23 protein-coding genes are annotated in these 22,297 nt (G+C 50.2%); 8 read left to right on the top strand and 15 right to left on the bottom strand.

Going from position 1 to position 22,297, the window contains the following annotated elements:
* Positions 1–135: 135 nt before the first annotated feature.
* From AC1S52_RS20040 to AC1S52_RS20030, 3 genes are all read right to left on the bottom strand, one after another.
* Positions 136–1,266: a glycosyltransferase gene (locus AC1S52_RS20040; protein ID WP_482030816.1), complete on the bottom strand. Its 1,131-nt coding sequence runs from the start codon at positions 1,264–1,266 to the stop codon at positions 136–138.
* A 71-nt stretch (positions 1,267–1,337) separates the two neighbouring features.
* The gene (locus AC1S52_RS20035) at positions 1,338–1,700 is read right to left on the bottom strand and encodes a hypothetical protein (RefSeq protein ID WP_482030815.1); all 363 of its coding nucleotides are present in this window, start codon (positions 1,698–1,700) and stop codon (positions 1,338–1,340) included.
* Between the two features lie 41 nt (positions 1,701–1,741).
* On the bottom strand, positions 1,742–2,893 hold the full coding sequence (locus tag AC1S52_RS20030; protein ID WP_482030814.1) for an NAD-dependent epimerase/dehydratase family protein: 1,152 nt from the start codon (positions 2,891–2,893) through the stop codon (positions 1,742–1,744).
* Positions 2,894–3,146: 253 nt separating this feature from the next.
* Between AC1S52_RS20030 and AC1S52_RS20025 the strand changes: the two genes are divergently transcribed.
* A complete protein-coding gene (locus AC1S52_RS20025; RefSeq protein ID WP_482030813.1) occupies positions 3,147–3,914 on the top strand; it encodes a proteasome-type protease in 768 nt (255 codons plus the stop codon).
* Between the two features lie 184 nt (positions 3,915–4,098).
* Here the strand turns inward: AC1S52_RS20025 and AC1S52_RS20020 are convergent, their stop codons facing one another.
* From AC1S52_RS20020 to AC1S52_RS20010, 3 genes are all read right to left on the bottom strand, one after another.
* Positions 4,099–4,968 (bottom strand): transglutaminase family protein, encoded by an 870-nt coding sequence (locus tag AC1S52_RS20020; RefSeq protein WP_482030812.1) that lies wholly within the window; start codon positions 4,966–4,968, stop codon positions 4,099–4,101.
* A gap of 9 nt (positions 4,969–4,977) precedes the next feature.
* A complete protein-coding gene (locus tag AC1S52_RS20015) occupies positions 4,978–5,940 on the bottom strand; it encodes an alpha-E domain-containing protein (protein WP_482030811.1) in 963 nt (320 codons plus the stop codon).
* A gap of 69 nt (positions 5,941–6,009) precedes the next feature.
* Positions 6,010–7,443: a circularly permuted type 2 ATP-grasp protein gene (locus AC1S52_RS20010; RefSeq protein ID WP_482030810.1), complete on the bottom strand. Its 1,434-nt coding sequence runs from the start codon at positions 7,441–7,443 to the stop codon at positions 6,010–6,012.
* Positions 7,444–7,821: 378 nt separating this feature from the next.
* On the opposite strand from AC1S52_RS20010, the gene pgeF reads away from it, so the two are divergent.
* Positions 7,822–8,619 (top strand): peptidoglycan editing factor PgeF, encoded by a 798-nt coding sequence (pgeF, locus tag AC1S52_RS20005; protein WP_482030809.1) that lies wholly within the window; start codon positions 7,822–7,824, stop codon positions 8,617–8,619.
* Between the two features lie 107 nt (positions 8,620–8,726).
* On the opposite strand, the gene AC1S52_RS20000 is transcribed toward pgeF, so the two are convergent.
* From AC1S52_RS20000 to glgP, 4 genes are all read right to left on the bottom strand, one after another.
* Entirely contained in the window at positions 8,727–9,002 is a 276-nt protein-coding gene (locus AC1S52_RS20000) for an alcohol dehydrogenase catalytic domain-containing protein (RefSeq protein ID WP_482030808.1), read from the bottom strand.
* A 36-nt stretch (positions 9,003–9,038) separates the two neighbouring features.
* Entirely contained in the window at positions 9,039–9,512 is a 474-nt protein-coding gene (locus tag AC1S52_RS19995) for a DUF29 domain-containing protein (RefSeq protein ID WP_482030807.1), read from the bottom strand.
* Positions 9,513–9,574: 62 nt separating this feature from the next.
* Positions 9,575–10,414 (bottom strand): Tab2 family RNA-binding protein, encoded by an 840-nt coding sequence (locus AC1S52_RS19990; protein ID WP_482030806.1) that lies wholly within the window; start codon positions 10,412–10,414, stop codon positions 9,575–9,577.
* Positions 10,415–10,544: 130 nt separating this feature from the next.
* The gene (gene glgP, locus AC1S52_RS19985; protein WP_482030805.1) at positions 10,545–12,758 is read right to left on the bottom strand and encodes an alpha-glucan family phosphorylase; all 2,214 of its coding nucleotides are present in this window, start codon (positions 12,756–12,758) and stop codon (positions 10,545–10,547) included.
* A 442-nt stretch (positions 12,759–13,200) separates the two neighbouring features.
* Here glgP and AC1S52_RS19980 point away from each other — a divergent pair, with 442 nt between their 5' ends.
* From AC1S52_RS19980 to AC1S52_RS19965, 4 genes are all read left to right on the top strand, one after another.
* The gene (locus AC1S52_RS19980; protein ID WP_482030804.1) at positions 13,201–14,484 is read left to right on the top strand and encodes a valine--pyruvate transaminase; all 1,284 of its coding nucleotides are present in this window, start codon (positions 13,201–13,203) and stop codon (positions 14,482–14,484) included.
* Positions 14,481–15,125 carry a ribosome maturation factor RimM gene (gene rimM, locus AC1S52_RS19975; RefSeq protein WP_482030803.1) on the top strand — a complete coding sequence of 215 codons (645 nt, stop codon included), beginning with the start codon at positions 14,481–14,483 and terminating at the stop codon, positions 15,123–15,125. Before AC1S52_RS19980 ends, rimM begins: the two co-directional genes overlap by 4 nt.
* Positions 15,126–15,217: 92 nt before the next feature.
* Positions 15,218–15,544 carry a hypothetical protein gene (locus tag AC1S52_RS19970; RefSeq protein WP_482030802.1) on the top strand — a complete coding sequence of 109 codons (327 nt, stop codon included), beginning with the start codon at positions 15,218–15,220 and terminating at the stop codon, positions 15,542–15,544.
* Positions 15,545–15,727: 183 nt separating this feature from the next.
* Complete coding sequence (locus tag AC1S52_RS19965; protein WP_482030801.1) at positions 15,728–16,519, top strand: M15 family metallopeptidase; 792 nt, start codon at positions 15,728–15,730, stop codon at positions 16,517–16,519.
* Between the two features lie 118 nt (positions 16,520–16,637).
* On the opposite strand, the gene AC1S52_RS19960 is transcribed toward AC1S52_RS19965, so the two are convergent.
* Both AC1S52_RS19960 and AC1S52_RS19955 read right to left on the bottom strand, forming a co-directional pair.
* Entirely contained in the window at positions 16,638–17,084 is a 447-nt protein-coding gene (locus tag AC1S52_RS19960) for a hypothetical protein (protein WP_482030800.1), read from the bottom strand.
* 37 nt (positions 17,085–17,121) lie between these two features.
* Positions 17,122–18,006 carry an aspartoacylase gene (locus AC1S52_RS19955; protein ID WP_482030799.1) on the bottom strand — a complete coding sequence of 295 codons (885 nt, stop codon included), beginning with the start codon at positions 18,004–18,006 and terminating at the stop codon, positions 17,122–17,124.
* Positions 18,007–18,135: 129 nt separating this feature from the next.
* Here AC1S52_RS19955 and AC1S52_RS19950 point away from each other — a divergent pair, with 129 nt between their 5' ends.
* Positions 18,136–19,053, top strand: a complete 918-nt coding sequence (locus tag AC1S52_RS19950) for a LysR family transcriptional regulator (protein ID WP_482030798.1) — start codon at positions 18,136–18,138, stop codon at positions 19,051–19,053.
* A 91-nt stretch (positions 19,054–19,144) separates the two neighbouring features.
* On the opposite strand, the gene gshB is transcribed toward AC1S52_RS19950, so the two are convergent.
* The 3 genes from gshB to AC1S52_RS19935 form a co-directional block, all read right to left on the bottom strand.
* Positions 19,145–20,110, bottom strand: coding sequence for a glutathione synthase (gene gshB, locus AC1S52_RS19945; RefSeq protein ID WP_482030797.1), 966 nt, complete (start codon positions 20,108–20,110; stop codon positions 19,145–19,147).
* Positions 20,111–20,217: 107 nt separating this feature from the next.
* Positions 20,218–20,481, bottom strand: a complete 264-nt coding sequence (gene grxC / locus AC1S52_RS19940; protein ID WP_482030796.1) for a glutaredoxin 3 — start codon at positions 20,479–20,481, stop codon at positions 20,218–20,220.
* A 145-nt stretch (positions 20,482–20,626) separates the two neighbouring features.
* Complete coding sequence (locus tag AC1S52_RS19935; RefSeq protein ID WP_482030795.1) at positions 20,627–21,913, bottom strand: thioredoxin domain-containing protein; 1,287 nt, start codon at positions 21,911–21,913, stop codon at positions 20,627–20,629.
* 140 nt (positions 21,914–22,053) lie between these two features.
* Between AC1S52_RS19935 and tnpA the strand changes: the two genes are divergently transcribed.
* Positions 22,054–22,297: IS200/IS605 family transposase (gene tnpA / locus AC1S52_RS19930; protein WP_482030861.1), on the top strand; the 244-nt coding region annotated here is incomplete at its 3' end.

Here is a 22,297-nt window from a genome sequence, read left to right as displayed (position 1 = left end):
ATTGGCAAGCCTGCCCTTACCACTTGAGACGGAGTTATTTAATCTGTAGTTCAATGGCTCTGACTTAAGCCTGAAAGCCCTGACCTACCTAGTTCTCCCGGCCGAGTTTTGGAACGAGACAAAATCCATACTTCCCTATGCTGCCGATAAGAATTGGGAACTAATAACGGTCTGGTAATAGTTTCTAAGCTGGTAGGTGGCGGCTGCCCAACCCCATCGCTCGGCTTCGCGGCGGGCGTTGCGGCGCAGGGTTTCTCGCTCTTCTGGGTTGGCGAGCAATCGCTGGGTAGCCGCGATCGCCCCATTGTCATCCGTTGGATCAAACAAAAATCCGTTGACTCCATCTTCCACAATGTCTGGAATGCCGCCAGAGCGGGCTGCCACCACCGGGCAACCGGCTGCCATTGCTTCTAACAAGACTAAACCCAGCGTTTCTGTGCGGGAGGGAAAGACAAAAGCATCGGCAGAGGCAAAGGCAGAGGCAAGCTCCAGACCTTGTAAGTAACCCACGAAGTAAGTAGGCGTTCCGGCAAAGTGTGCTTCCAATGCCTGCCGATGGGGTCCATCCCCCACCAGTGCCAACCTCGCATTTGGGATCGCCGCCATCACAGGTCTGATTTGTTCAATTTCTTTCTCTACCGAAAGACGACCCACGTATAGAAGCAAGGGTGCTTCTGGGTATCCCTGAGTCAGGCGCGATCGCATCTCCTGGCTTGTCAGGTGGGGCTGAAATGTCTCCGTATCCACGCCTCGCTGCCACAGGTCTACGCGCTCAATTCCATGCCCAGTTAAAGCCTGCATCATTGCTGTCGAGGTACAGAGGTTAAGGGCTGCCTGGTTGTGCCCTGCTTTCAACAGTTCCCAGAGCAACCCTTCCAACATACCCAAACCATAGTGCTGTAAATACTCTGGAAGATGGGTGTGGTAGGAAGCAATCAGCGGAATGTTGTAGACCTTGCTATAAAATAACCCCGCCAGACCAAGGACAGCGGGGTTCACGATATGAATCAAATCGGGATTGAAGCGCTTTAAGAAATAGCCGATCGAGGGACGGGGCAGTGCCAGCTTCAGTTCTGGATAAAGGGGCAGGGGAAATCCAGACACCCCGTAAATTTTGGCTCCCTTGTACTCGGTTAGCCCACCATCGGGGGCAACCACAAGTACCTGGTCACCCATGCGCTGTAAATGATCAACCGTATGCCGCAGGCGCGTGACAATACCATCTACTTTGGGCAAAAAGGTTTCAGTAAATAAGGCAATCCGCATACAGAACGAACACTATCCTTAAGTAACGATGGCAACCAATTGAAATAGCAAACAATGGGCAATTACGTTGATCATCTGGGCAATGGGCAAAGACCGTGAATTTCGATCGCAACCACTGTCCATCCCATCAATACACCCACTCCTTCAGCAAAACAGTTAATTCGATGACGGTTTTCAGCAGCCTCAGCAATAGAAAGATCTCGAACAGTTGCCGACGGCGATTCTGCTAACTGCTTGTAGTTTCTGGCGCTCCCATCCAAGGCTGCCCCCTCTGGGAAAAGGTAATAAACACTGAAAGCAGCACCAGGCAAAACAACCCATAGTAAGTAGCAGGGTGTAATTAAATTAAAGATAGTTTTGGGGGTGGAGGGGGTGGAACCCCCTGCCTGGGGGCGCAGCCCCCACTCCCCCTTCTTATAATTAATTTGAACCACCTACTTAGGAGCACCAGAAACCGAGTAATCATACCGTATGACTAACGTTTCCAGGTCACCTTGGGTAAAATCTGAGACTCATCAATCCGTTGCTTGTACTTCATTGCGAAATTCAGCAAAGAGTCTAGCAGGGAGTCGGACAGGTAATGGGGTTGCAGTCCTAGATCCAAAAGTTTGGTGTTTTTGGCGTTAAAGTAGTGCTCTTCTTTCTCGATGCGAGGGTTATCCAGGTTGTTGATTTCAACCTTCATTCCTAAAGAAGTTCCTGCTTTTTGAACCATCGTTGCCAGATCACCCACGCTGAACTGTTCCGTAAACTGGTTCAGAACGCGGAATTCACCCGGTTCGGCAGGGGTGGCGATCGCCAATTCCACACACCGCACCGTATCCCGAATGTCCAGGAAACCGCGAGTTTGTCCCCCCTTTCCATAGACAGTCAGGGGATGCCCGACTGCCGCCTGAATGCAAAAGCGATTCAATGCCGTGCCAAAGACACCGTCGTAGTCGAGCCGATTGATCAACAGCTCATCCATCCCCGTCTCTTCAGTCAGCACCCCATAAACCACACCCTGGTTTAGATCCGTTGCCCGCAATCCCCAAATTCTGCAAGCAAAGTGAATGTTGTGGGAGTCGTGAACCTTACTCAGGTGGTACATGCTACCTGGCTGTTTGGGGTAGGGCAGGGTGTCCTTACGTCCATTGTGCTCAATCGTGATGTAACCCTCTTCAATGTCAATGTTAGGAGTACCGTATTCGCCCATGGTCCCTAGCTTGACCAGATGGCAGTCTGGGAAATCTTCTTTGATGGCATAGAGAATATTGAGAGTTCCAGCCACGTTGTTGACCTGGGTCATCACCGCATGTTCCCGATCAATCATCGAGAAGGGAGCCGATCGCTGTTCGCCAAAGTGAACGATCGCTTCCGGTTGAAACTGGCGCAGTGCCTTGCTAAGAAAATCGTAGTTGGTAATATCGCCAATAAATAGCTCAATTGACTTACCCGTCAAATCTTTCCAACGTTGAATCCGTTGATGGATTGGGGTAATGGGGGTTAACGTTTCCGCGCAAAGCTCCATGTCCCAAAGTCGCCTGACCAGGCTATCTAGAATTCCAACTTCATAGCCTCGGTTAGAAAGATAGAGTGCAGTTGCCCAACCGCAATAGCCATCGCCACCAATCACTAGGACTTTCATCTTCCTAAAACTCGCTTGCAGATACTCCGCCTAATCTACCAGGATTATGCACTCTCTGCGCATCAAATTCGGGAGGAGTCCGTGGTCCGTGGTCAGTGGTCAGTACAACTCTCAACTCTTAACTCTCAACTCTTAACTTTCAACTCTCAACTCTTCCCCACTCCCCATTTCTGGTTCACTTCAAATGCAAATAGCGCTTTAAGATCTAAATTAGGAGCTTAAAGCGCCTTCACCCCTCATCCCTACTGCCTACATGACCTATTGCCTTGGAATCCTGACACATACCGGCTTAGTCATGGCTGCGGACTCTCGCACGAATGCCGGAGTCGATTACATTTCTACCCATCAAAAGCTGTTTGACTTCTCTAATCCAGGCGATCGCGTCATTCTACTCTGCACTTCAGGCAACCTTTCCGCTACCCAGGGAACATTGACGTTACTGCGGCAGGATTTAATCTCAAAGGCAGAAACGAACTTACATACGCTTACCAGTCTGTATGAGATTGCCCGCTACATCGGCTTGAAGTCGAGGCAGGTGCAAGAACAGGATCGTCCCTGGTTGGAGAAAGACCGCATCGATTTTGCCTGTTCTTTTCTGCTGGGTGGGCAAATCAAGGGCGAAGATCCGGCGCTTTACCTGATCTATAATCAGGGGAACTGTATCCAAGCATCGAAAGATACGCCGTTCCTCCAGATTGGTGAGACTAAGTATGGTAAGCCCATTCTTGATCGCATTCTAGACTTTGAGACTCCCCTGGAGGATGCCGCCAAATGTGCCTTACTCTCCATCGATTCCACGATGAAGTCCAACATTTCAGTCGGTCCCCCCATCAACCTGATGATGTATGAAACAGACTCCTACAAAATTCGCTATGAACTGCGCCTGAGACTAGGAGCGCCCTATTTACAAAAGATCCGCAATATGTGGGAGGTATCGATCAAAGAAGCCTTCGATCGCATGCCTAATATTGATTGGGACAACTATACGCAAGTTCCGGGCGATCCAAATCTAACCGATTGAAGCGATTCTCCATGAAAACTTTAATCCAACCTCCGTTCTTTCCGGATCTGGACCTACCATTGCTGGCACGTATATCCTGCCCCAGGAGCAACCCCAGGCAGTCAAGGAATTTCTGAAAGCTGTGCGATCGCAAAAGGGAAGATAGCGTTCCGACTGATTGGCTGTCATAAACTGAACCTTTAGTCTACCCAATGCCCTGAATCACTAGTTGATAGGACATCTCTGTCTGTGCTCCTCCCGCCTGACTAAAGGCACCAGCAATGGGGGCGGCATAGCGATGGGATGCACTGGCAACCAGGGCGATGTGGCGATCGCTCACCGCTAACCCATGCGTTGGATCAAACCCACGCCAGCCAGCTCCAGGCAGATAAACCTCTGCCCAGGCATGCAAATGTCGCTCATCATTGTCCAAATCGCCTTCCTGGTATCCACTGACAAACCGAGCAGCCAAGCCGATCGCCCGACAGGTTTCAATAAACAAAACGGTCAAATCTCGACAGGAGCCTGCCCGATTCAGCCAGGTAGTACCCGGTGGCAGGGGATCGCCCGTCTCTCGAATCATATATTTGCAGTTTGTATACAGGGTCTGGTTCAACTCAGCTAAGAAAGCAGTGGTATTGCCTTCCACCTCCTGCAAAATTTCCTGTGCCAGAGCGATCGCAACCGGATCGACCGTAGCCGTATATCCTGGATACTGCCCTCCTAGATAGGGCTGAAGCTGCATCAACAAAGAAGCTGGGTAGTCAATCGGAAGCCCGGTCGCCCAGGGTTCTAACAAATAGTTGAATGGGTTTGTTTGATGCGTCTCCACCTGTGAAAGGACTTGCACGATCAGTGATTCGGTGAGTTCTGGCTGAAACCAAATTTTGATCATGGCATTTCCTTCCAGATCAACAATTGGAGATTGATTAAGCGGAAGCGGGGTCACCAGCAACGAGAAAGACTGCACCGTTTGATTGCTATCACTGCGAGGACGTAACCGCACCAGATGGGGAGCAAGGTTGACAGGCTGGCTGTAATGGTAGGTTGTAATGTGACTAATTTGGTAACGCACAGGTGCTCCCTACCCTGCTGTTTGCAAAGCGAAAAACGTCTCAAACATCTTTTCTCCTACATCGTTCATGCGGCTTTGGAGGCTATCGAGGAATTCGTGCAAACCCTGGTCGATGATGTCGTCAATGGTGAGGTAGTCCAGATCGGTACGGAGACGACCGAGGGCGCGTTCGACGGAGGTGCGCCAGGTGCCAACCGGCGTGCCAGTAATTTGGTGCAGCGATCGCTCCGCCTGGATAATTGAAAACCGGATTGAGCGGGGAAACTCCTGATCCAGAATCAAAAATTCTGCGATCAGGTTGGGCGAAATTCGATGTTGACCTCGTTTGCGGTACATTTCATAGGCACTGGCAGACTTTAATAGGGCAATCCACTGGAGTTCGTCCAAAGTGCTGCCCACGTAGTTCACGGAGGGCAGGAGAATAAAATACTTCACATCCAGGATGCGGGCAGTTTTATCTGCCCGCTCCAGTAGTCTACCAATCTGCCCAAAGTGCCAACCCTCACTATGGGTCATCGTTGCGTCCATCACCCCAGCAAACAGGTGGCTTGCCATCTTCACCTCTTCGTAAAACTTGAGCACGCTGGAAAGATCGTGGAGCGTTTTTGACTCGGCAGCCTCCATCACCATCAGATAAAACGAGTTAACGTGCTGCCACATTTCGGAAGAGATAACCTCCCGCACCGATCGCGCATTTTCCCGGGCTGAGCGCAGACAAGACAGGATGGAATTGGAATAATCACTATCAAAGGTGAGAAATCGGATGACGTTTTCAGACGTGGCTTCCCCATAACGCGCTTTAAATAATGGAAGGTCACCCGTGGTTAAGACAATGGGTTGCCATTGATGGGTAAATCCGCTGGGGGAATCCAGCAACAGGTTCAGGTTGACATCCACAAATCGGGCGACGTTCTCTGCCCGTTCAACGTAACGGTTAAGCCAGTAGATTGAATCTGCAACGCGACTAAGCATGTCAGTTGGTTAGTGATGAGTGGTGGATTAGCGGTTGACTGCTCATTTCTAGCAACCAGCCACTAGCCTCTATTTACAAACGACCCAGGTATCCTTACTGCCTCCTCCCTGGGAGGAGTTGACAACGAGTGAGCCTCGCCGGAGTGCCACACGGGTCAAACCACCGGGATTGACGTAAATTTCCTTTCCATACAGAATATAGGGGCGCAGATCTACATGACAGCCTTCCAGGCGATCGTCCATCAGGGTAGGCACTCGTGAGAGGCACAAAGTTGGCTGGGCAATGTAGTTGCGGGGAGAGGCTTTGATCCGTTCAGCAAAATCATCGCGCTGTTCCTGCGTAGCATGGGGTCCCACCAGCATTCCGTACCCTCCCGATTCGTTGGCAGCTTTGACCACCAGCTTGTCCAGGTTTGCCAGAACGTGGTTCTGTTGCTCCGGTTCCCAGCAGAGGTAGGTTGGAACATTGGATAGGATTGGATCTTCATTCAGGTAGTAGCGGATCATTTGGGGCACGTAGGCATAGATTACCTTGTCGTCTGCCACGCCGGTCCCTAGGGCATTGGCGATCGCTACCCGTCCTGCCCGATACACATCCATCAACCCCGGTACGCCCAGTAACGAGTCTGGACGGAAGACTTTAGGATCAATGAAATCATCATCAATTCTGCGGTAGATGACATCGACCCGTTGTAACCCCTTAGTGGTTCGCATTTGTAAATAACCATCCTGCACCACCAGATCCCGTCCTTCCACCAATTCCACCCCCATCTGCTGTGCTAGAAAGGAGTGTTCAAAATAGGCAGAGTTGTAGATACCGGGTGTGAGGACAATAACCGTTGGGTCAGAAAGGTGTTCGGGTGCCAGATTCAACAACGTCTCCAGCAAATGACTGGAGTAGTCTTCCACCGGCTGAATCTTCATCGTATTAAACACCAGCGGAAAGGTGCTCTTCATCACCCGCCGGTTTTCCAGCACATAGGAGACACCGGATGGGCAGCGCAGATTGTCTTCCAGGACGTACCATTGACCGTCGCGATCGCGCACCAGGTCAGTTCCCGTAATATGGCACCAGATACCACCAGGCGGCTGTAGCCCCAGGCAAGGTTCCAGAAACCCAGTTGCAGAGTAGATTAGCTCTGATGGAACAACCTTATCCCGCAGGATTTTTTGCTCCCCGTAGATATCTCCGATGAATAGATTGAGGGCATGAATCCGCTGTTTCAGTCCCGCTTCTAATAACGCCCATTCATCCGCTGAAACAATACGGGGGATGATGTCAAATGGGAAGATGCGTTCGGTTCCCTGTCCGTCACTATAGACATTGAACGTAATCCCCATTTTGAACATGGCAATTTGAGCTGCCTGCTGCCGCCGCCGCACCTCGTTTGCTGAAAGGGAGTTGATTCGATCAATCAGCGGCAACGAGTCCGGGCGAGGTTGCCCTTTAGCCACGAAAAGTTCGTCGTAAAAATCTCCAGGGTCGTAGTCGTTGAACTGCACGGCAATCAATCCGATGGTTTTTCCACAACGTTGCTGAAAAGCAGGATGAACTGAAACGAAGTTTCAAGCATACAGTACCTTCTCCATCCCCAGAATCAGCAACGCCTTTCCCCCTATTGAATAAGGGTGTCGGGACCCTCAAACTGTAGCATTCGATACAATTGTCCCTCAATCCATCAATGCAACCGCTTGTCAGATATCCTTTTAGCCATAAAGGGCTACACATTCCGCCATTCTTAAAAGTTTTGGTAGAGTTGCCGCAGATGAGAGGATTCATCCTGCCTGGAGGGCTGGCAGAAATCCGTTGAATGGCTGTTTTTGCTTACAAAGGAGACATTGCATAAGGTAGCATGGACTGGCTGAGGAGATGAGTTTCCTATGCATACCTGGGAATGGCGTAACTGGAACGATTTACCTTACCTGACCTGTAGCCTTTTGGGGGACTGGTCTCATGGCTTCTTTACTCAGCAATTTTGGTCCCGTCCTCCAGTGCTGTTGACCGAGATTTTGCATCCTTCTGCCCAGACCTATCGGGTTAAGCAGGTTCATGGCAATACGGTGCTGGTTCCGTCTGAGGTGGAGACTTGCTCGATCGCCACTGGCAATATTTCCCAACCATCGGAGGATCATCCTCCAGCAGATGGATTGATTACGGAGCAGGCAGCGCAAGCGGTATGGGTCTGTAGTGCCGACTGCACTCCGGCGTTGATTGGAGATGTGGTAACGGGGCAGGTGGCGGCAGTTCATGCTGGGTGGCGGGGAACCGCGATGCAGATTGTGCCAGAGGCGATCGCTCGGCTTCAGGCTCAGGGCAGTCAACTTCAGGATTTGCGGGTAGCGTTGGGACCGGCGATCGCGGGTGAGGTTTATCAAGTTTCAGAGCAGGTGGCGGCTCAGGTTGGTTCAACGATCGTTGCGACGGACCCCGCCAATGTAAACGAAACCCTGGGTGCCTTACGCCAGGTGCCTGATTCGCCCGTATTGGATGACCCTGAACCAGGGCGGGTACGCCTGGATGTGCGGCGGGTGAACGCGCTGCAACTGTCGCAGCTAGGGATGAAGCCAGAACAAATTGCGATCGCCCCTTTCTGCACCTATCAGAACCCAGACAAATTTTTCTCTTATCGCCGTAGCCGTCAGAAAAAAGCCCAATGGTCAGGGATTGTGAGCAAATAGGGAATGTTTCAGAGCAGGAAAGAGGGTTCATTCAGCCCGAACGGTTAATCCGGCTGCCCCCTGAATTTTACCGTTGCGGAGGGCAGCCAGGGCTTCATTTGCTGCTGTCAGGGGAAAGGGTTCGACCTGGGTATGAATGGGAATTTGGGGAGCCAGGGCGAGGAATTCTTCGCCAAGCTTTGCACCGTTCCTACCATTTGATGTCCTGGCACTAGGGGCAGTTTCGGTTGGGTCAACTCCCCATCTACAACATGCAGATCATCGGTTCGGCACACCCCACAGGTATGAACCTGGATCAAAACCTGCCCCGCACCAGGTTCAGGAATGGGCAACTCCCCTTTCCGTAACGGTTGACCGGGAGCGTCTAAAATCATGGCTCGCATGGCTCCTCGGGGTGATTTGAAAGTGGATGAAGGGCGTTACTGAGGTTTCCAGGTTAGCCAATCCTCATCCAGAGCTTGCTCCAGGGTAAAGTCGGGCAATTCAGGAACGATCGCAGAATCAATTTGGCTGGCTTTTAGAAAGAGCTTTCTCCCGTTCCGGTACTGGGAACCAAAATTCTCCTGAAGATAGCTTTTGAGACTGGGACTATCCTGGAGGATAGACTGGATTTGCAAGCGAAAATTTGTAACTTCTAAATCCCAACTTCTAAAACAACTCTCCCGTTCGGAGTCCCAATACCTAATTTTGAGCAAATGTTCACAGAGCCGCATTAAATAAGTGGCAATCGCTCGCTTGTCACGCTTGCCCAAGTCTTCTATCTCCTCAATCAAGTTCTTCAGATCGATCTGGCTAAAATCGTGCGCTTTCAATTGCTCTAGCGTTTTATCCAGCCAGCGTTGGTAGTCCTTCTCGTATAGAGACAACAGTTCTACCTTCACTTCAGCGCTCATTCTGAATCCCTCTTTCGCTATAGGGCGATCGTATTAGTTTTAGAGCGATACGCCATGAAATTTTAATCCTGTTTTAGGAGCCAGAAGCCACTGTAGGTCATCCCGGAGTCATCAGGCTGTACCAGGAGGAAATGAAGCCCTTTGCTTTGCTGCTTACGACTCTCAAATTGCTGGGCAGATGCCCTGACGGCTGCATCTTCGAAGGTGGCAACCACCCAGCGATCGCTGAGTCCAGCTTCAAGAATCAGCCCATCGGGCGCACCGGCAATATGGTTCAACCAAACGGGGTGAACTTCCTGGAGCCAGCGGGCAAGGGATAGGGAGCGCCGTCCCGCCGTAATCACCACCCCTGGAATCAAAACCGTGGAAGCCAGGTTGAGATTCAGGGGAAACAGAGCTTCCGGCATGACCAGGATGGGAATGGGGCGATCGCAAAATGCCTCCACCAGGTTAGCCGCTGGGAGACTGGTAAAGCCCCAGCGATCGCCCCAAAGGTTCTCAGGCAAGGGAATTGGTGGAGGTTGCTCTAACTCCAGAGGATGGTAGGGTTGTCTCGTATAGTTGGGTAAGGTTGGATATTCACCGGCACGGTCTTCTAACCAGCGCTTCAGCGTTGGGGTATGGCGCGTTGGTTCTACGATAATTCCCAACTCTGTGCAAGCTGGCTGAAGCAGATTAAACGCCTGCGGACGAAAGATTCGGATCGTCTCCGGTAGGGCAAGCCCCGCCGCCTCCAAATCTTCTAGACGAGCCACTAGCCAAGCCCACCCCGCCTCAGCCTGTGGGCAAAACGCATTATGCCGAAAACTACCAGCCGTATCGCAGACCAGTAGTTCCCAAAGCGGCTTGCCATCCTCATCGCGTAGCGGACGGCGATAAAAATCAACTTCCCAAACAGTCATTGTTAGAGGGTACGGGGGAGGAGTTAAGAGTTGAGAGTTAAGTAATAAGGAAATAAACAGTGCAAACTCTCAACTTTCAACTTTCAACTCTCAACTTAACACTCCCGATACCCTGTACCCTGTATCCAAATTACGAAGGCACCTTCGCCAGACTCAGCCCCACCTTCGCCTGAGTGCCTGGCGCGTAAACCTGGGTCACATAGTCAGCAATCATACGGTGGGTGTTAAAGGCAGGCGAGTTGGACTTGATCGACTCCTTCATCATCTGAACCCAACCGTGGGGAATGCCAGCCTGATCCTGGCTGTAATAAAGGGGAACAATTTCCTCTTCTAAAAGCTGATAGAGCGAGTCAGAGTCTATCTTGTCCTGAAGATTCTGGTCACTGGTGTTGGCATTTTCACCGATCGCCCAGCCGTTAACCCCCTTTCCATTAGCATCTGCCTGGTAGCCTTCGCACCACCAACCATCCAGGACACTACAGTTGATGCCGCCGTTAAAGCAAACCTTCTGCCCACTGGTACCCGATGCCTCCAGGGGACGACGGGGATTATTCAGCCAGACATCAACTCCCTGCACCAGTTTGCGGGCAGTATACATGTCATAGTCTTCAACAAATGCGACCCGCTTGCCCAGGGAGGGCTGTTTACACCATTCCATCAGACGCTGAATGATACGCTTCCCTTCTTCATCCGCTGGATGAGCTTTGCCAGAGAAGATAATTTGGACTGGGCGTTCTGGGTTGCCAAAAATCTTCATGGCGCGTTCAGCATCCCGGAGTAGCAAGTTGCCCCGCTTGTAAGGGCTAAACCGGCGGGCAAACCCGATCGTTAACACATTCGGATCGAGAATATGGTCAGCCGCATTGACCAGATCCCAATCTTCGCCGCGATTTTGCCGCGCATGCTTGATCTTGTGGCGAGCATGGGCAATCAGCCGCTCCTTTAACACCATATGCCGCCACCAGATTTCCTCATCAGGAATCTGATCAATCTTTGACCATACTTCTGGGTCAAGCATTTTGGTTTGCCAATCCGAACCCAGGTATTCCGTATATAAATCACTGATCAGCGAGGCAGTCCAGGTAGAGGCGTGCACCCCGTTCGTGATGTAGCCGATGGGCACTTTATCTTCATTGCGATCTGGGTAGAGAATCGTCCACATGGTGCGGGAGACGTGTCCATGTAGTTCACTCACCCCATTCGCTGCACGGGTTAAACGGAGTGCCAGAACCGTCATGCCAAAGGGTTCCCAGGGATCACCCAGGCGGCGGGCACCCAGTGCCAAAAACTGCTCACGGGAAAGCCCCAACTGATCCCAATAGTGGGCAAAGAAGGAATCCATCAGGTCAGCCGAGAACACATCATGTCCAGCCGGAACAGGGGTATGGGTGGTGAAAACGCAGCGATCGCGCACGGTTGCTTCAATGTCATAGAAGGACTTGCCCGTCTTCTGAATCTCCATCCGCGCCACTTCCAGCAGACAGAATGCGGCGTGTCCTTCATTCAGGTGATAGACTCCCGGTTCAATGCCCAGGGCTTGTAACGCACGGACACCACCAATTCCCAGCACCACTTCTTGGGCAATCCGCGTTTCCTGATTGCCCCCATACAAGTGCCCAGTCAGCCAGCGATCGATGGGATCATTATCTTCCCGGTCGGTGTCGAGCAGGTAGAGGGCTACTCGCCCCACCTGGACACGCCAAATTTGAATTTTGACCATCCGGGCACGAACCCGCAGTTCAATGGTGATCGGTTCGCCGTGGGCATCCTTGATCAGTTCCACAGGCATTCGGTCGAACACATTGTCTGTATAGTAGTCTTCCTGCCAGCCAGCCCGGTTTAGTCGCTGGTGGAAGTAGCCCTGCCGGTAAAACAGCCCCACACCAACCATCGGTACGCCCAGGTCAGAGGCAGACTTGAGGTGATCCCCTGCCAAAATGCCTAAGCCACCAGAGTAAACCGGCAACGATTCATGCAGCCCAAACTCAGCACAGAAGTAGGCGACTGGATGGTCCTTAGAAATCTGAGGAGCGACCCGACTTGCCCAGGTGTCGTTGGCATCCATGTAGCGGTCAAACTCTCCCGCTAGCGCCTTCACCCGTTTGAGGTAGTAGGGGTCAATTGACAGTTGAGTCAGGCGTTCGTAGGAAACCGTTTCTAGCAGAACTACGGGATTGTGTCCACAGCGGTCCCACTCATCGGGATTGATGGTTTCAAATAGCGAAACCTGGTCAGACGCCCAGCACCACCAGTAGTTGTATGCCAGATCCGCCAATCGCTTGAGCGATCGCGGCAATTTGGCACGCAGGTGTTCAGCCGGTGTCGAAGCAAATGTATTCACCATATCAGCAGAAATTCCTGGAATAACTGAATCGGACTCTGGATAAATCGGAAAGGATGGAACAGCACAGATAATTCACGCTTTTCCAGAGGCTCAGACCGCAACTTTCTCGAAGATGTACAGGATGTTTTTGAGAAAAAGCTGTCTAATTCTACACAATGGTTCTAGATTGCCTCTATTTGGAGAACAGGCAGGATTTTTTTAACAATCTTTGAAGCTCTTTAAGAATTTTGCTAAGAAAATTTACCTTACCTACCACCTCCTATGCCTCCTCTGTCACATCGTGGCATTCTCCAGGTAGCATTAGTTAGCATCAGTAACGTGCTGTTAAATCTTCCTAAAGAGCTGATTAACGTGCCCATCTAAGACGGGGCGGCTGTTTCACGCTTGGGAGTACGTTTTTGCGATCGCATCCACTCACTAGATTGTCGGAATCTGCAAACCTATGGAACCTGCCCTGAGTCACTATGGCAACGAAATGTCTCGCCTGACCGGAGTTCGGGCGATTATGAAAGACATTAATGAGACTTTACGAGCCGGGGCAGGGCAGGATCTGATCAATCTGAGTGCAGGGAATCCCCTGATCCTGCCAGAAGTAGAGCAACTATGGCGGGACTGTACCGCCGACTTGCTCGCCAGCCCAGAATATGGTGAGGTTGTCTGTCGTTACGGGGCAAGCCAGGGATATCAGCCATTGGTGGAAGCGGTAGTTAATGACTTTAACCAGCGCTATGGGCTGGCTTTAAGCGATCGCAACATTCTGATCACACCCGGTAGTCAAAGCCTTTATTTCTATGCCGCCAATGCCTTCGGTGGCTATACCAGCAGTGGCACACTGAAAAAAATTGTGCTTCCCCTCAGTCCCGACTATACCGGCTATGGCGGCGTGACCCTCACGCCTGAAGCACTGGTTGCCTATAAGCCGTTTCTCGACATTGATGCCCCGGCTCACCGATTCAAATACCGCCCCGACTTCAGCCAACTGGAAATTGACGAGACGACCGGCGGTGTCCTTTTTTCCCGCCCCTGTAACCCGACGGGCAATGTCCTGACTGATGATGAGGTGAAAAAAATCGCAGGGCTGGCGGTTCCTTACGATATTCCGGTCTTCATTGACTCTGCCTATGCTCCGCCCTTTCCGGCACTGAACTTTACAGAGATGGAGCCTATGTTTGGCGGCAACATCATCCACTGTATGAGTCTGTCCAAAGCAGGGCTACCTGGCGAACGAATTGGAATTGCGATCGGAGACGAGCACGTGATTCAGACGCTGGAATGCTTCCAGACAAATATGTGTATTCACTCGCCCCGCTATGGGCAGGCGATCGCCGCCCGTGCTATCCGCTCCGGTGCCCTGGCAGACATTGCTGCCAACGTCATTCGCCCCTTCTACCAAAAAAAGATCAATATCATCGAACACACCCTCGACCAGACCATGCCCGATGACCTGCCCTGGTTCCTGCACCGAGGCGAAGGTGCTATTTTCACCTGGCTCTGGCTAAAAGACCTCCCCATGACTGATTGGGAACTTTACCAGGAGTTGAAGCAAGTGGGCGTGATTGTCGTCCCTGGTAGTTCCTTCTTCCCCGGACTACGGGAAAATTGGGAACACACCCACCAGTGCATTCGGATTAGCCTGACGGGCAGTGATCAGGAGATTGAGACGGGGATGAAGCGGCTGGCAGAGGTCGTGAAGACGGTTTACCAGCGATCGGTGGTGAGGAGATGAGAAAGGAAGGGAGCAGAGAGGCAGAAGGGCAGAGGGACAGAGGGGAAAAGGTTGACATACACCCAACAACCAATACCCAGTCCCCAACACCTGACACCGAGTTCATCGAAATTGGTAAAATCGTCGCTCCCCAGGGCTTAAAGGGTGAACTACGGATCTACCCTGACTCAGATTTTCCAGAGCGGTTTCTGGAGCCGGGAACACGCTGGCTACTGCCACCGGGACAGAAAAAACCGCAATCTATTGAGTTGATCGGTGGAAGATATTTAGATGGAAAGGGGATGTATGTTATCCAATTAGCAGGCGTGGATGATCGCACCCAGGCAGAGGCATTACGGGGAGCAACATTGCTGGTTCCATCCGGCGATCGCCTCCCTCTGGAGGAAGACGAGTTCCATGTCCTGGATCTGATTGGTTTAGAAGTCTTTGACCAGACAACCCAAACCCTGATTGGTAAAGTCATCCAGATCTTTTCGGCAGGAAATGATTTGTTGGAAGTCGAGCGACTGCCTGCCCCAGAAGCCTCTGGAAAGAAACCCCAGACTGTTCTGATTCCCTTTGTCAAAGCGATCGTCCCAGTCGTCGATCTTGTTCAACGCCGAATTGAAATTACCCCCCCTCCAGGACTGATCGAATCATGAATATGGAATAGTTGAGAGTTAGCCAGCAGTGCATCTTTAAGGTTTAAATTTGTATCAATTGCTAATTTGTCCCTGAAACAGATTACTGAGAAATGAGTGTTGATTATTTCCTTTTCCGCGCTTCTCCTAGTAAAGACAATCAAACAATGATGCAGGAGCTACTCCCCTTTGGTAGCCAGGAAGAAGTTCTTCAACGTCTCTGTTCTTCTCCAGGATTCAAACCTTCTACTAAGAAACGAATCAATAACGATAAATCCTGGGCTTTTGTTACTTATTGCTATTCTTATGTAGATAGAGAGGGCAGGGAAATCGAGTTTGCTTTGCAAGGAGATCCTGTAGACTGTATTTCAGTTAACCGAGCTTACAAAGAGGATTTCTTGCCAATTACTCATGTTTTAACTGAATCTTGCTCCATTTGAGATCATGGATATTGATGGTGAGTTTGTTAGTCCTGATGAACTCTCATATTCCTTTAGTGATTGGACTCAGGAAAATTACAAAAACAACAGTCTTTGAAGTCATGAGAGTAATAGCTGCATAAACAACCAAATAGACTAATCAGGCTAACAAGCCCCAACAACTGACAAGCAATAATTGATGATGTGGATACAAAAGTGGGAACGCCGCTGATGGCGATCACTAACTGCTCCTCGACCCCTCACTCCATGAAACCCTACAAGCTGATTCCCATCCAGGAATGCGGCGAACCGCTGCTGCCGATTCCACCAGACATATTTGCCTTCGTGTTGCCCCATCCCTACGCAAAAGTGGGCGCTCCCTACGGTGATAAATCCCCTTTCTACCTGCGCGAGAGTGTTCTCAATCGTTTGATTGCCGCTCAGAAAGCTTTACAGGAAAGACAGTTCGGATGGCGAATTCAAATTTTTGATGCCTACCGTCCGATCGCCGTCCAACAGTTCATGGTGGACTATACCTTTCGAGAAATTGTCCAGGCACAGGGGTTATCCCTAGATTCCCTGACGGAAGAACAGTGCCAGCAGATTTGGGAGCAGGTGTACGAGTTTTGGGCAGTGCCCAGCCAAGACCCGGCGACCCCACCTCCCCACAGTACTGGCTCGGCGGTGGATGTCACCCTGGTAGATGACACGGAACAACCCGTAGAGATGGGATCACCGATTGATGAACTTTCTCCCCGCTCCTTTCCCAACCATTTCGCTGATGCCAAGACTTTCCAGGAGCAGCAGTATCATCAGTACCGTCAACTTTTACGGGAAGTGATGATGAGGGCTGGCTTTCAGCCGCACCCGAACGAATGGTGGCACTTTTGCCTGGGCGATCAGATGTGGGCATGGCTGGTAAACCAGCAAGATCCGGCAAAGGGCGCGATCGCTCGTTATGGGGCTGTTAAATGTTCAAGAGTTGTTGTTTCATGAAGAGATTGCCGCATCCTACAAAGAATTACACCTCCCACTTACTGAAATTGAACAAAGAGTGGAGTAGGTTGAGTCTTTTGGAAGGTGAGCAAACCTTGAGCCATGATAAAACCACAAGTTAGACAGTCTTCATTTCCCCATCACAAACAGGTGTGATTTTTCTTGAGCCACCCCTGATTTTGGGTATCCAAATTCCTATTTCAAATGCTTGATTGTGGAGCGCTTCAAAAGCTCCAACTGTACAGACATTCAGTTGAAAACTATTCTTTGCATCAACGTATAACACGAATTCACTATTTTCTCGATCAGGTATGCCCCCTAAATGAAATGCAGTTGATTGATTTGGGTTGGGAATACTGAAACAAACCCATTTTCCTACGTCAAGCCGAGCAAAAAGCGATTCCAGACTAGTTGGCTGATGCAGTTGTTGCTGTATCTGCTGCCCCATCGCAGTTTGAGAAATGGCAGAGCGTGACAAACCTGGATTAATGAGATCACTGGCAGCATATAAACTCACAGAAAGAGTGAATCCTAACTGAGCCAAAAACAAATGTTTTCTGGACATGAATCAGTACATCTCCTTGCATTAGGATGACCAGAATTTAGCTGATTTCAATTTGCTGTTTTTGAGTCAGACACATTGCAATACCTTTCTCGTAATAGGCGGTTTCGTTAATAAAAACTGGGTAAACGGTTGAGTCTCCTTGATAGGCGATCGCTACCCCATCAAAGGTTAGAAACATCGGATCGCCAGGGTTCAAAGCCTCGTAATCTTTGAACTGAATTTGGGGATGAATCATGGCTAAAATTTCACCATCTTCATCTTTGGGATAGTCAACCGCACCAACATACTGATAAAGAGTGAAGGATGTTTTTTCAACCGCAATACGACCACTGTTGTACTGTTCTAAATAGTCCAAAATCGTATAGATTAATGTCTCAGTTTTTTGGAAAAGCTCTGCGTGGAGAGTTCCATGGGCGACTGAACCGACCTCAATCCCAACACGATATTTAGCAATCGATCGCAATGAATCCTGATTCCGTCCAGAGGCATAGGAACTGTAGACTTTGAGCGCAGGTTCTAACCGACTTAAATAGGTTGCCAGGTTTAGCGTGAAAGCATTAAGAGTGTCCAGAATTAGCATTAGCCCTGCATTAGAAGTGGTGCCATGCTGATCAATAATGAAATCTACAGGTGTTCGTCCTGCTTGCCCAAATTCACTGCGGATTTCTTCAGCTCGTTGAATTTCGTATTTAAGATTGGCTGCTTTTTCTATCTCTTGAAACGCAAAGCAACGGTTCAAATCTTCATCTATGTAGCGTACACCGGCTGCTATAGCTTTAGGGTTTCCCAGAAGAGTAATTGTTTCAAAACTGGGTCTACGAATTAGATCGAGACATCGCTCAAACTTCCTAATTGCGTATACCCCAATCAATTCATTACCGTGCGTTCCACCCACAATCAATACACGTCTAATCTTGCTCATGTCCCTCACCCTTAAATTTCGGTAAGTTATGACTAAGCTTTTTGCTTAGATGACCACAGCATATAGGAGGTAAAAATGATAGGATTGCCATTATTGGCATTGATGTATGACTAAATCGTCATAGTGCTTATGAAGTCTGTAAGGTGGCGTGAGCTTGAGTTTCGGCATCTGGAGTATGCGATCGCGGTGAAAAAGCACCAGGGGTTTCTCCAGGCGGCGATCGCCCTAGGGCTTGATCAAGGCTTTTTGAGTAAACAAATCCAGCGACTGGAAGCAAGGTTAGGCTTTGACCTCTTCGATCGCACTAGCCGTCCCTTGGGATTAACGGATACTGGACAAGCTTTCCTGGAGGAAGCGGGTCAAATCTTGACTCGAATGCAGCAAGCAGTTGAACTCGCCCAGGAAACTCACGCAGGACAACGGGGTCGCTTGAATGTAGGAATCAATACCTCAATTGCCAACAGTCAGTTACCTGCCATTCTGCAAACCTTTCGTAGCCAGTTTTCAAATGTAAATTTAGTCCTGTACGAACTGGCTTCCTATGAACAAATCAAACAGTTAAAAACCCATCAAATTGATATTGGCTTCTTCCATAAACACAACTTGCAAGATTTCATTAGTGGCGGCAGCGACACTTTTTCAGTCACGCCAATCCTCCAGGAAACCCTCGTCGTTGTTCTACCCAAAAATCATCGTTTTGCTAGCCAATCAAGCGTTTCTCTGGCACAGCTTAACGGCGAACGATTTGTCCTGCCGCCACGCACCCTGCTGTATGGCTTACGCGATCAAATTGATCAATTTTGCATTAGAGCTAACTGTAAGCCGATTGTTGTTCAAGAAGCCGCCTGGATTACAACCGTGTTGAGTCTGGTTGCTGGAAATTTAGGTGTTTCACTGCTGCCATCTAATGTGAAAGATCTTAAACGGACTGGCGTAGTTTACCGCGATATTCAGGAACCATCTCCAATTCTGGAAATTGTTGCGGTCTGGCAGTCTGGTAACAGTTCAGCGGTTCTAAAAAGCTTTCTCAGTACTGTTAAATCTTAACCGCAGTGATACAGACCCAGCATTAAGTAACGAGGTTCATCAGGGGCAAATACTCCCCATCCACTTCAAAAGACGGTATGACAAATAGCCCTCACGACTGACTACGAGCAATCCACTCAATTACCTGATGACCGAGACGGGTTCCTTCTAGGCGATCGATCTCTCGCACTCCGGTGGGGCTGGTAACGTTTACCTCAGTCAGATAGCCCCCAATGACATCAATACCCACAAATACCAGTCCATCTCGCCGCAGGGTTGGAGCCAGTTGGGTACAAATTTTCCGTTCCCGTTCAGTGATTTCGGTTTGGGCAACCCTGCCGCCCACTGCCATATTGCCCCGAAACTCGTTGCCCGTAGGAATGCGATTGACCGCGCCAATCGGTTCGCCATTTAGCAGAATGATGCGCTTATCTCCCTCTTTGGCAGCAGGCAGGTAAGTCTGCACCATCACGGGCACCTGCCCCTGAAACGTACTAATTTCGATCAGGGAATTGAGATTGCGATCGCCCCTCTCTAAAAACAGAATTCCTTCTCCCGCCTTGCCTCCCAGCGGTTTCAGGACAGCCATTCCCTTTTCTTCGACAAATTCCAGAATCACCTGCTTACTCTGGCTAACAATGGTTTCGGGAATTGCCTCTGTGAATTGGAGGGCATACATCTTTTCGTTTGCCGCCCGAATTCCCTGGGGAGAGTTGACGACTAGCGTCTTCGCCGGATCAATGTAATCCAGAATGTAAGTGGCGTAGAGGTAGGGCACCGTCACTGGTGGATCTGTCCGCATAAACACGGCATCCATCTCTTCTAAAGACAGACGCACCTGCTGCTCCAGCACAAACCAGGGATTTGCCGCTATCCATCGCCCCTCAATTAGCTGCACTGGAAAAAGTTGAACTCGTTGCAGCAGGGCAAACGCCTTACCCTTTGCCACACTGAGTTGATTTGCCTGAGTAATCCAGACTTCGTGACCCAATTCTTGAACGGCTTCCATCAGCGCCACACTAGTATCATGACCAGGATCAAGGCGCTGAATGGGATCAATGATGAATGCAAATTTCACAGGATGGGAGGGGAGTCAGTGGTGGGTGGTCAGTAGTGAAATAAACGGTAAATAGGTAATGGGGTTAGATGGCAATGACCAATGACCAATAACCAAGAACCAACATATTAGCTTGCTTGTAACAGGGGATCTAATTTCCCGTTGGAATTGAGGGCATAGAGGTCATCACAGCCGCCCACATGCTGATCGTTGATGAATATTTGGGGCAGGGAACGCCGTCCGTTTGCCCGTTTAGCCATTTTTGCCCGTGCGGCTTCATCGCCATCAATGCAGTATTCAGTGTACTCAACCCCTTTCTTGTCAAGCAGCCCCTTAGCTCGAACGCAGAAGGGGCACATACTCCAGGTGTAAATTTCAACGTTGGCAGTCATAGTTCTTAACATTTAGCATCTAGACTTATTCTAGACTGCCTGGAGGAATTGGGTATCGGTCAGGCTGTTGTTGGTTGTTAGTTTTTAGTGGTTAGAAAGTCAACCTAAAACCAACAACTAACATCCAGTCCGCCTATAGCCTGTTCTACTGCCGAACTCCATCATTTTCAATTGCCGTGAAGCTATCACTGGGAAACAGCCCCAGCCAGGGATCGGAATTGGGGGTGAGAAAGAGTTGGGCATAGACCCGCTCGTTGAGTACTTCCACATCGCTGATTGAGCTATCCTGCACAAACCATTGGTGGATCTGGTTATGGAGCAGGTATTCGTTTCTAACCGTGTCCAGGGCGATCGCCGCTTCCAGATTGTTGACCAGCGATCGCAAATCTGTTGCAGAAGCAGGGTGATTAGAGGAAACCTTTTTGGCTCGAATCAGTGCCATGCTGTTTGGGTCTAAGCGGGCATCGGCAGCATGAACCTGAGCCAGTTTGGTCCAGGTCGGCTGGTCGGTGATTTCCGCCAGGGTTTGCTGATTTTGGGAAGCGGTGGACTGGAGCGAGCGAATCAGTGGTCTCTCAGTAACCATTTTGGTAAATGCCACTACCCCAGCTTCTTCGGCAGTGGGGGCGGGGCTAGAGGTGCCTGGTACCGAGTTCAATTGGGCAGAGACGGAAATTCCCATTTGGGAAAGCTCGGTAGCCCATTGAGTTTGAATGGTAGTGAGGCGATCGCGATGGTACTGGCGTAGAAAGGTCTCCTGCTCTTCACCTGGCTGTTTCTGGCTAAATTCCTTTGCAGTCTGCTCTGCCCGCTGTAACTGACGCAGAAAGGCTTGAGGACCATATAACCCCGGCAGTGCCTCAATCGGACGACCATTTGCGTCCAGAATGTAGTGAATGCTATTGCCCGTGATCGTGCGTTCCAGCTTGCGTCCATCCCCAAAGTCTATAGTGACTTTTGGCACCGGGCGGACAGACTGCCAGTGGAGAATGTAGCGATCGCGCAAAAATTTGGAAATCTCAGCGTTGGGATACAACGCTACCCGGAAAAAGCGGCTGTTCGCGCAACTCAAATCTTGATCTAGCCTGCCCAAAAGGCGCAAAGACAGAATCGGTTTGCCACTGGCTCTGGCAGCCGCTTTTGCCTGTTCCAGGTTGGTATGCCAGTAAAGGCGAGAGGCATAGCAATCCCGTTGCTGGCAAAGTTGATCCAGAGCAGACCGGAGGGGGGTGGAAGGTACGGTGCCGGGAGCCAGATCGCGGGCATAGAGTTTAAGGAATGTCTGCAACCCTTCAGGTCCCTGTTTTCGCAGGGTATTCGCCTGTTGGGAGAGGGTTGTCCCATCGACTGAAGATGCCTGGACAGGCAAGCCAGTGAAACCCAGACTGGCGATCGCTAGCCCGACCAGTAAAGCAGAAGGATTCCGTACCATAAATCTCCAGCAGGAAACAATTTTTTATTGTCCCAGCACGCTAGTCAAAACTACCCACTTTAGTGGGAGGCTTTAGCTGCTACACATTTTCCAGGGCTTCAGGCAGATTTGCAAAGATGGTAGCTTTGACAGAAACCATCATGGCAGAACCACGACGGGGAAGTCACACGGTTACACGGTTAACAGTCCATATCGTCTGGGTAACGAAGTATCGCTACGCGGTGCTCAAAGGTGAGATTCAACAGCGATGCCGGGAACTGATTATCCAGGTGTGTGACGCAGAAGATGTCACAATTCTCAAAGGAGCAGTCAGCAAGGATCATGTGCATCTGCATATTGAGTATCCGCCATCAAAATCAGTGAGCGACCTGGTCAAGCGGATGA

The sequence above is a fragment of the Kovacikia sp. CALU 1929 genome, from assembly GCF_056784235.1.
This window is presented reverse-complemented; position numbering and strand designations above follow the sequence as displayed.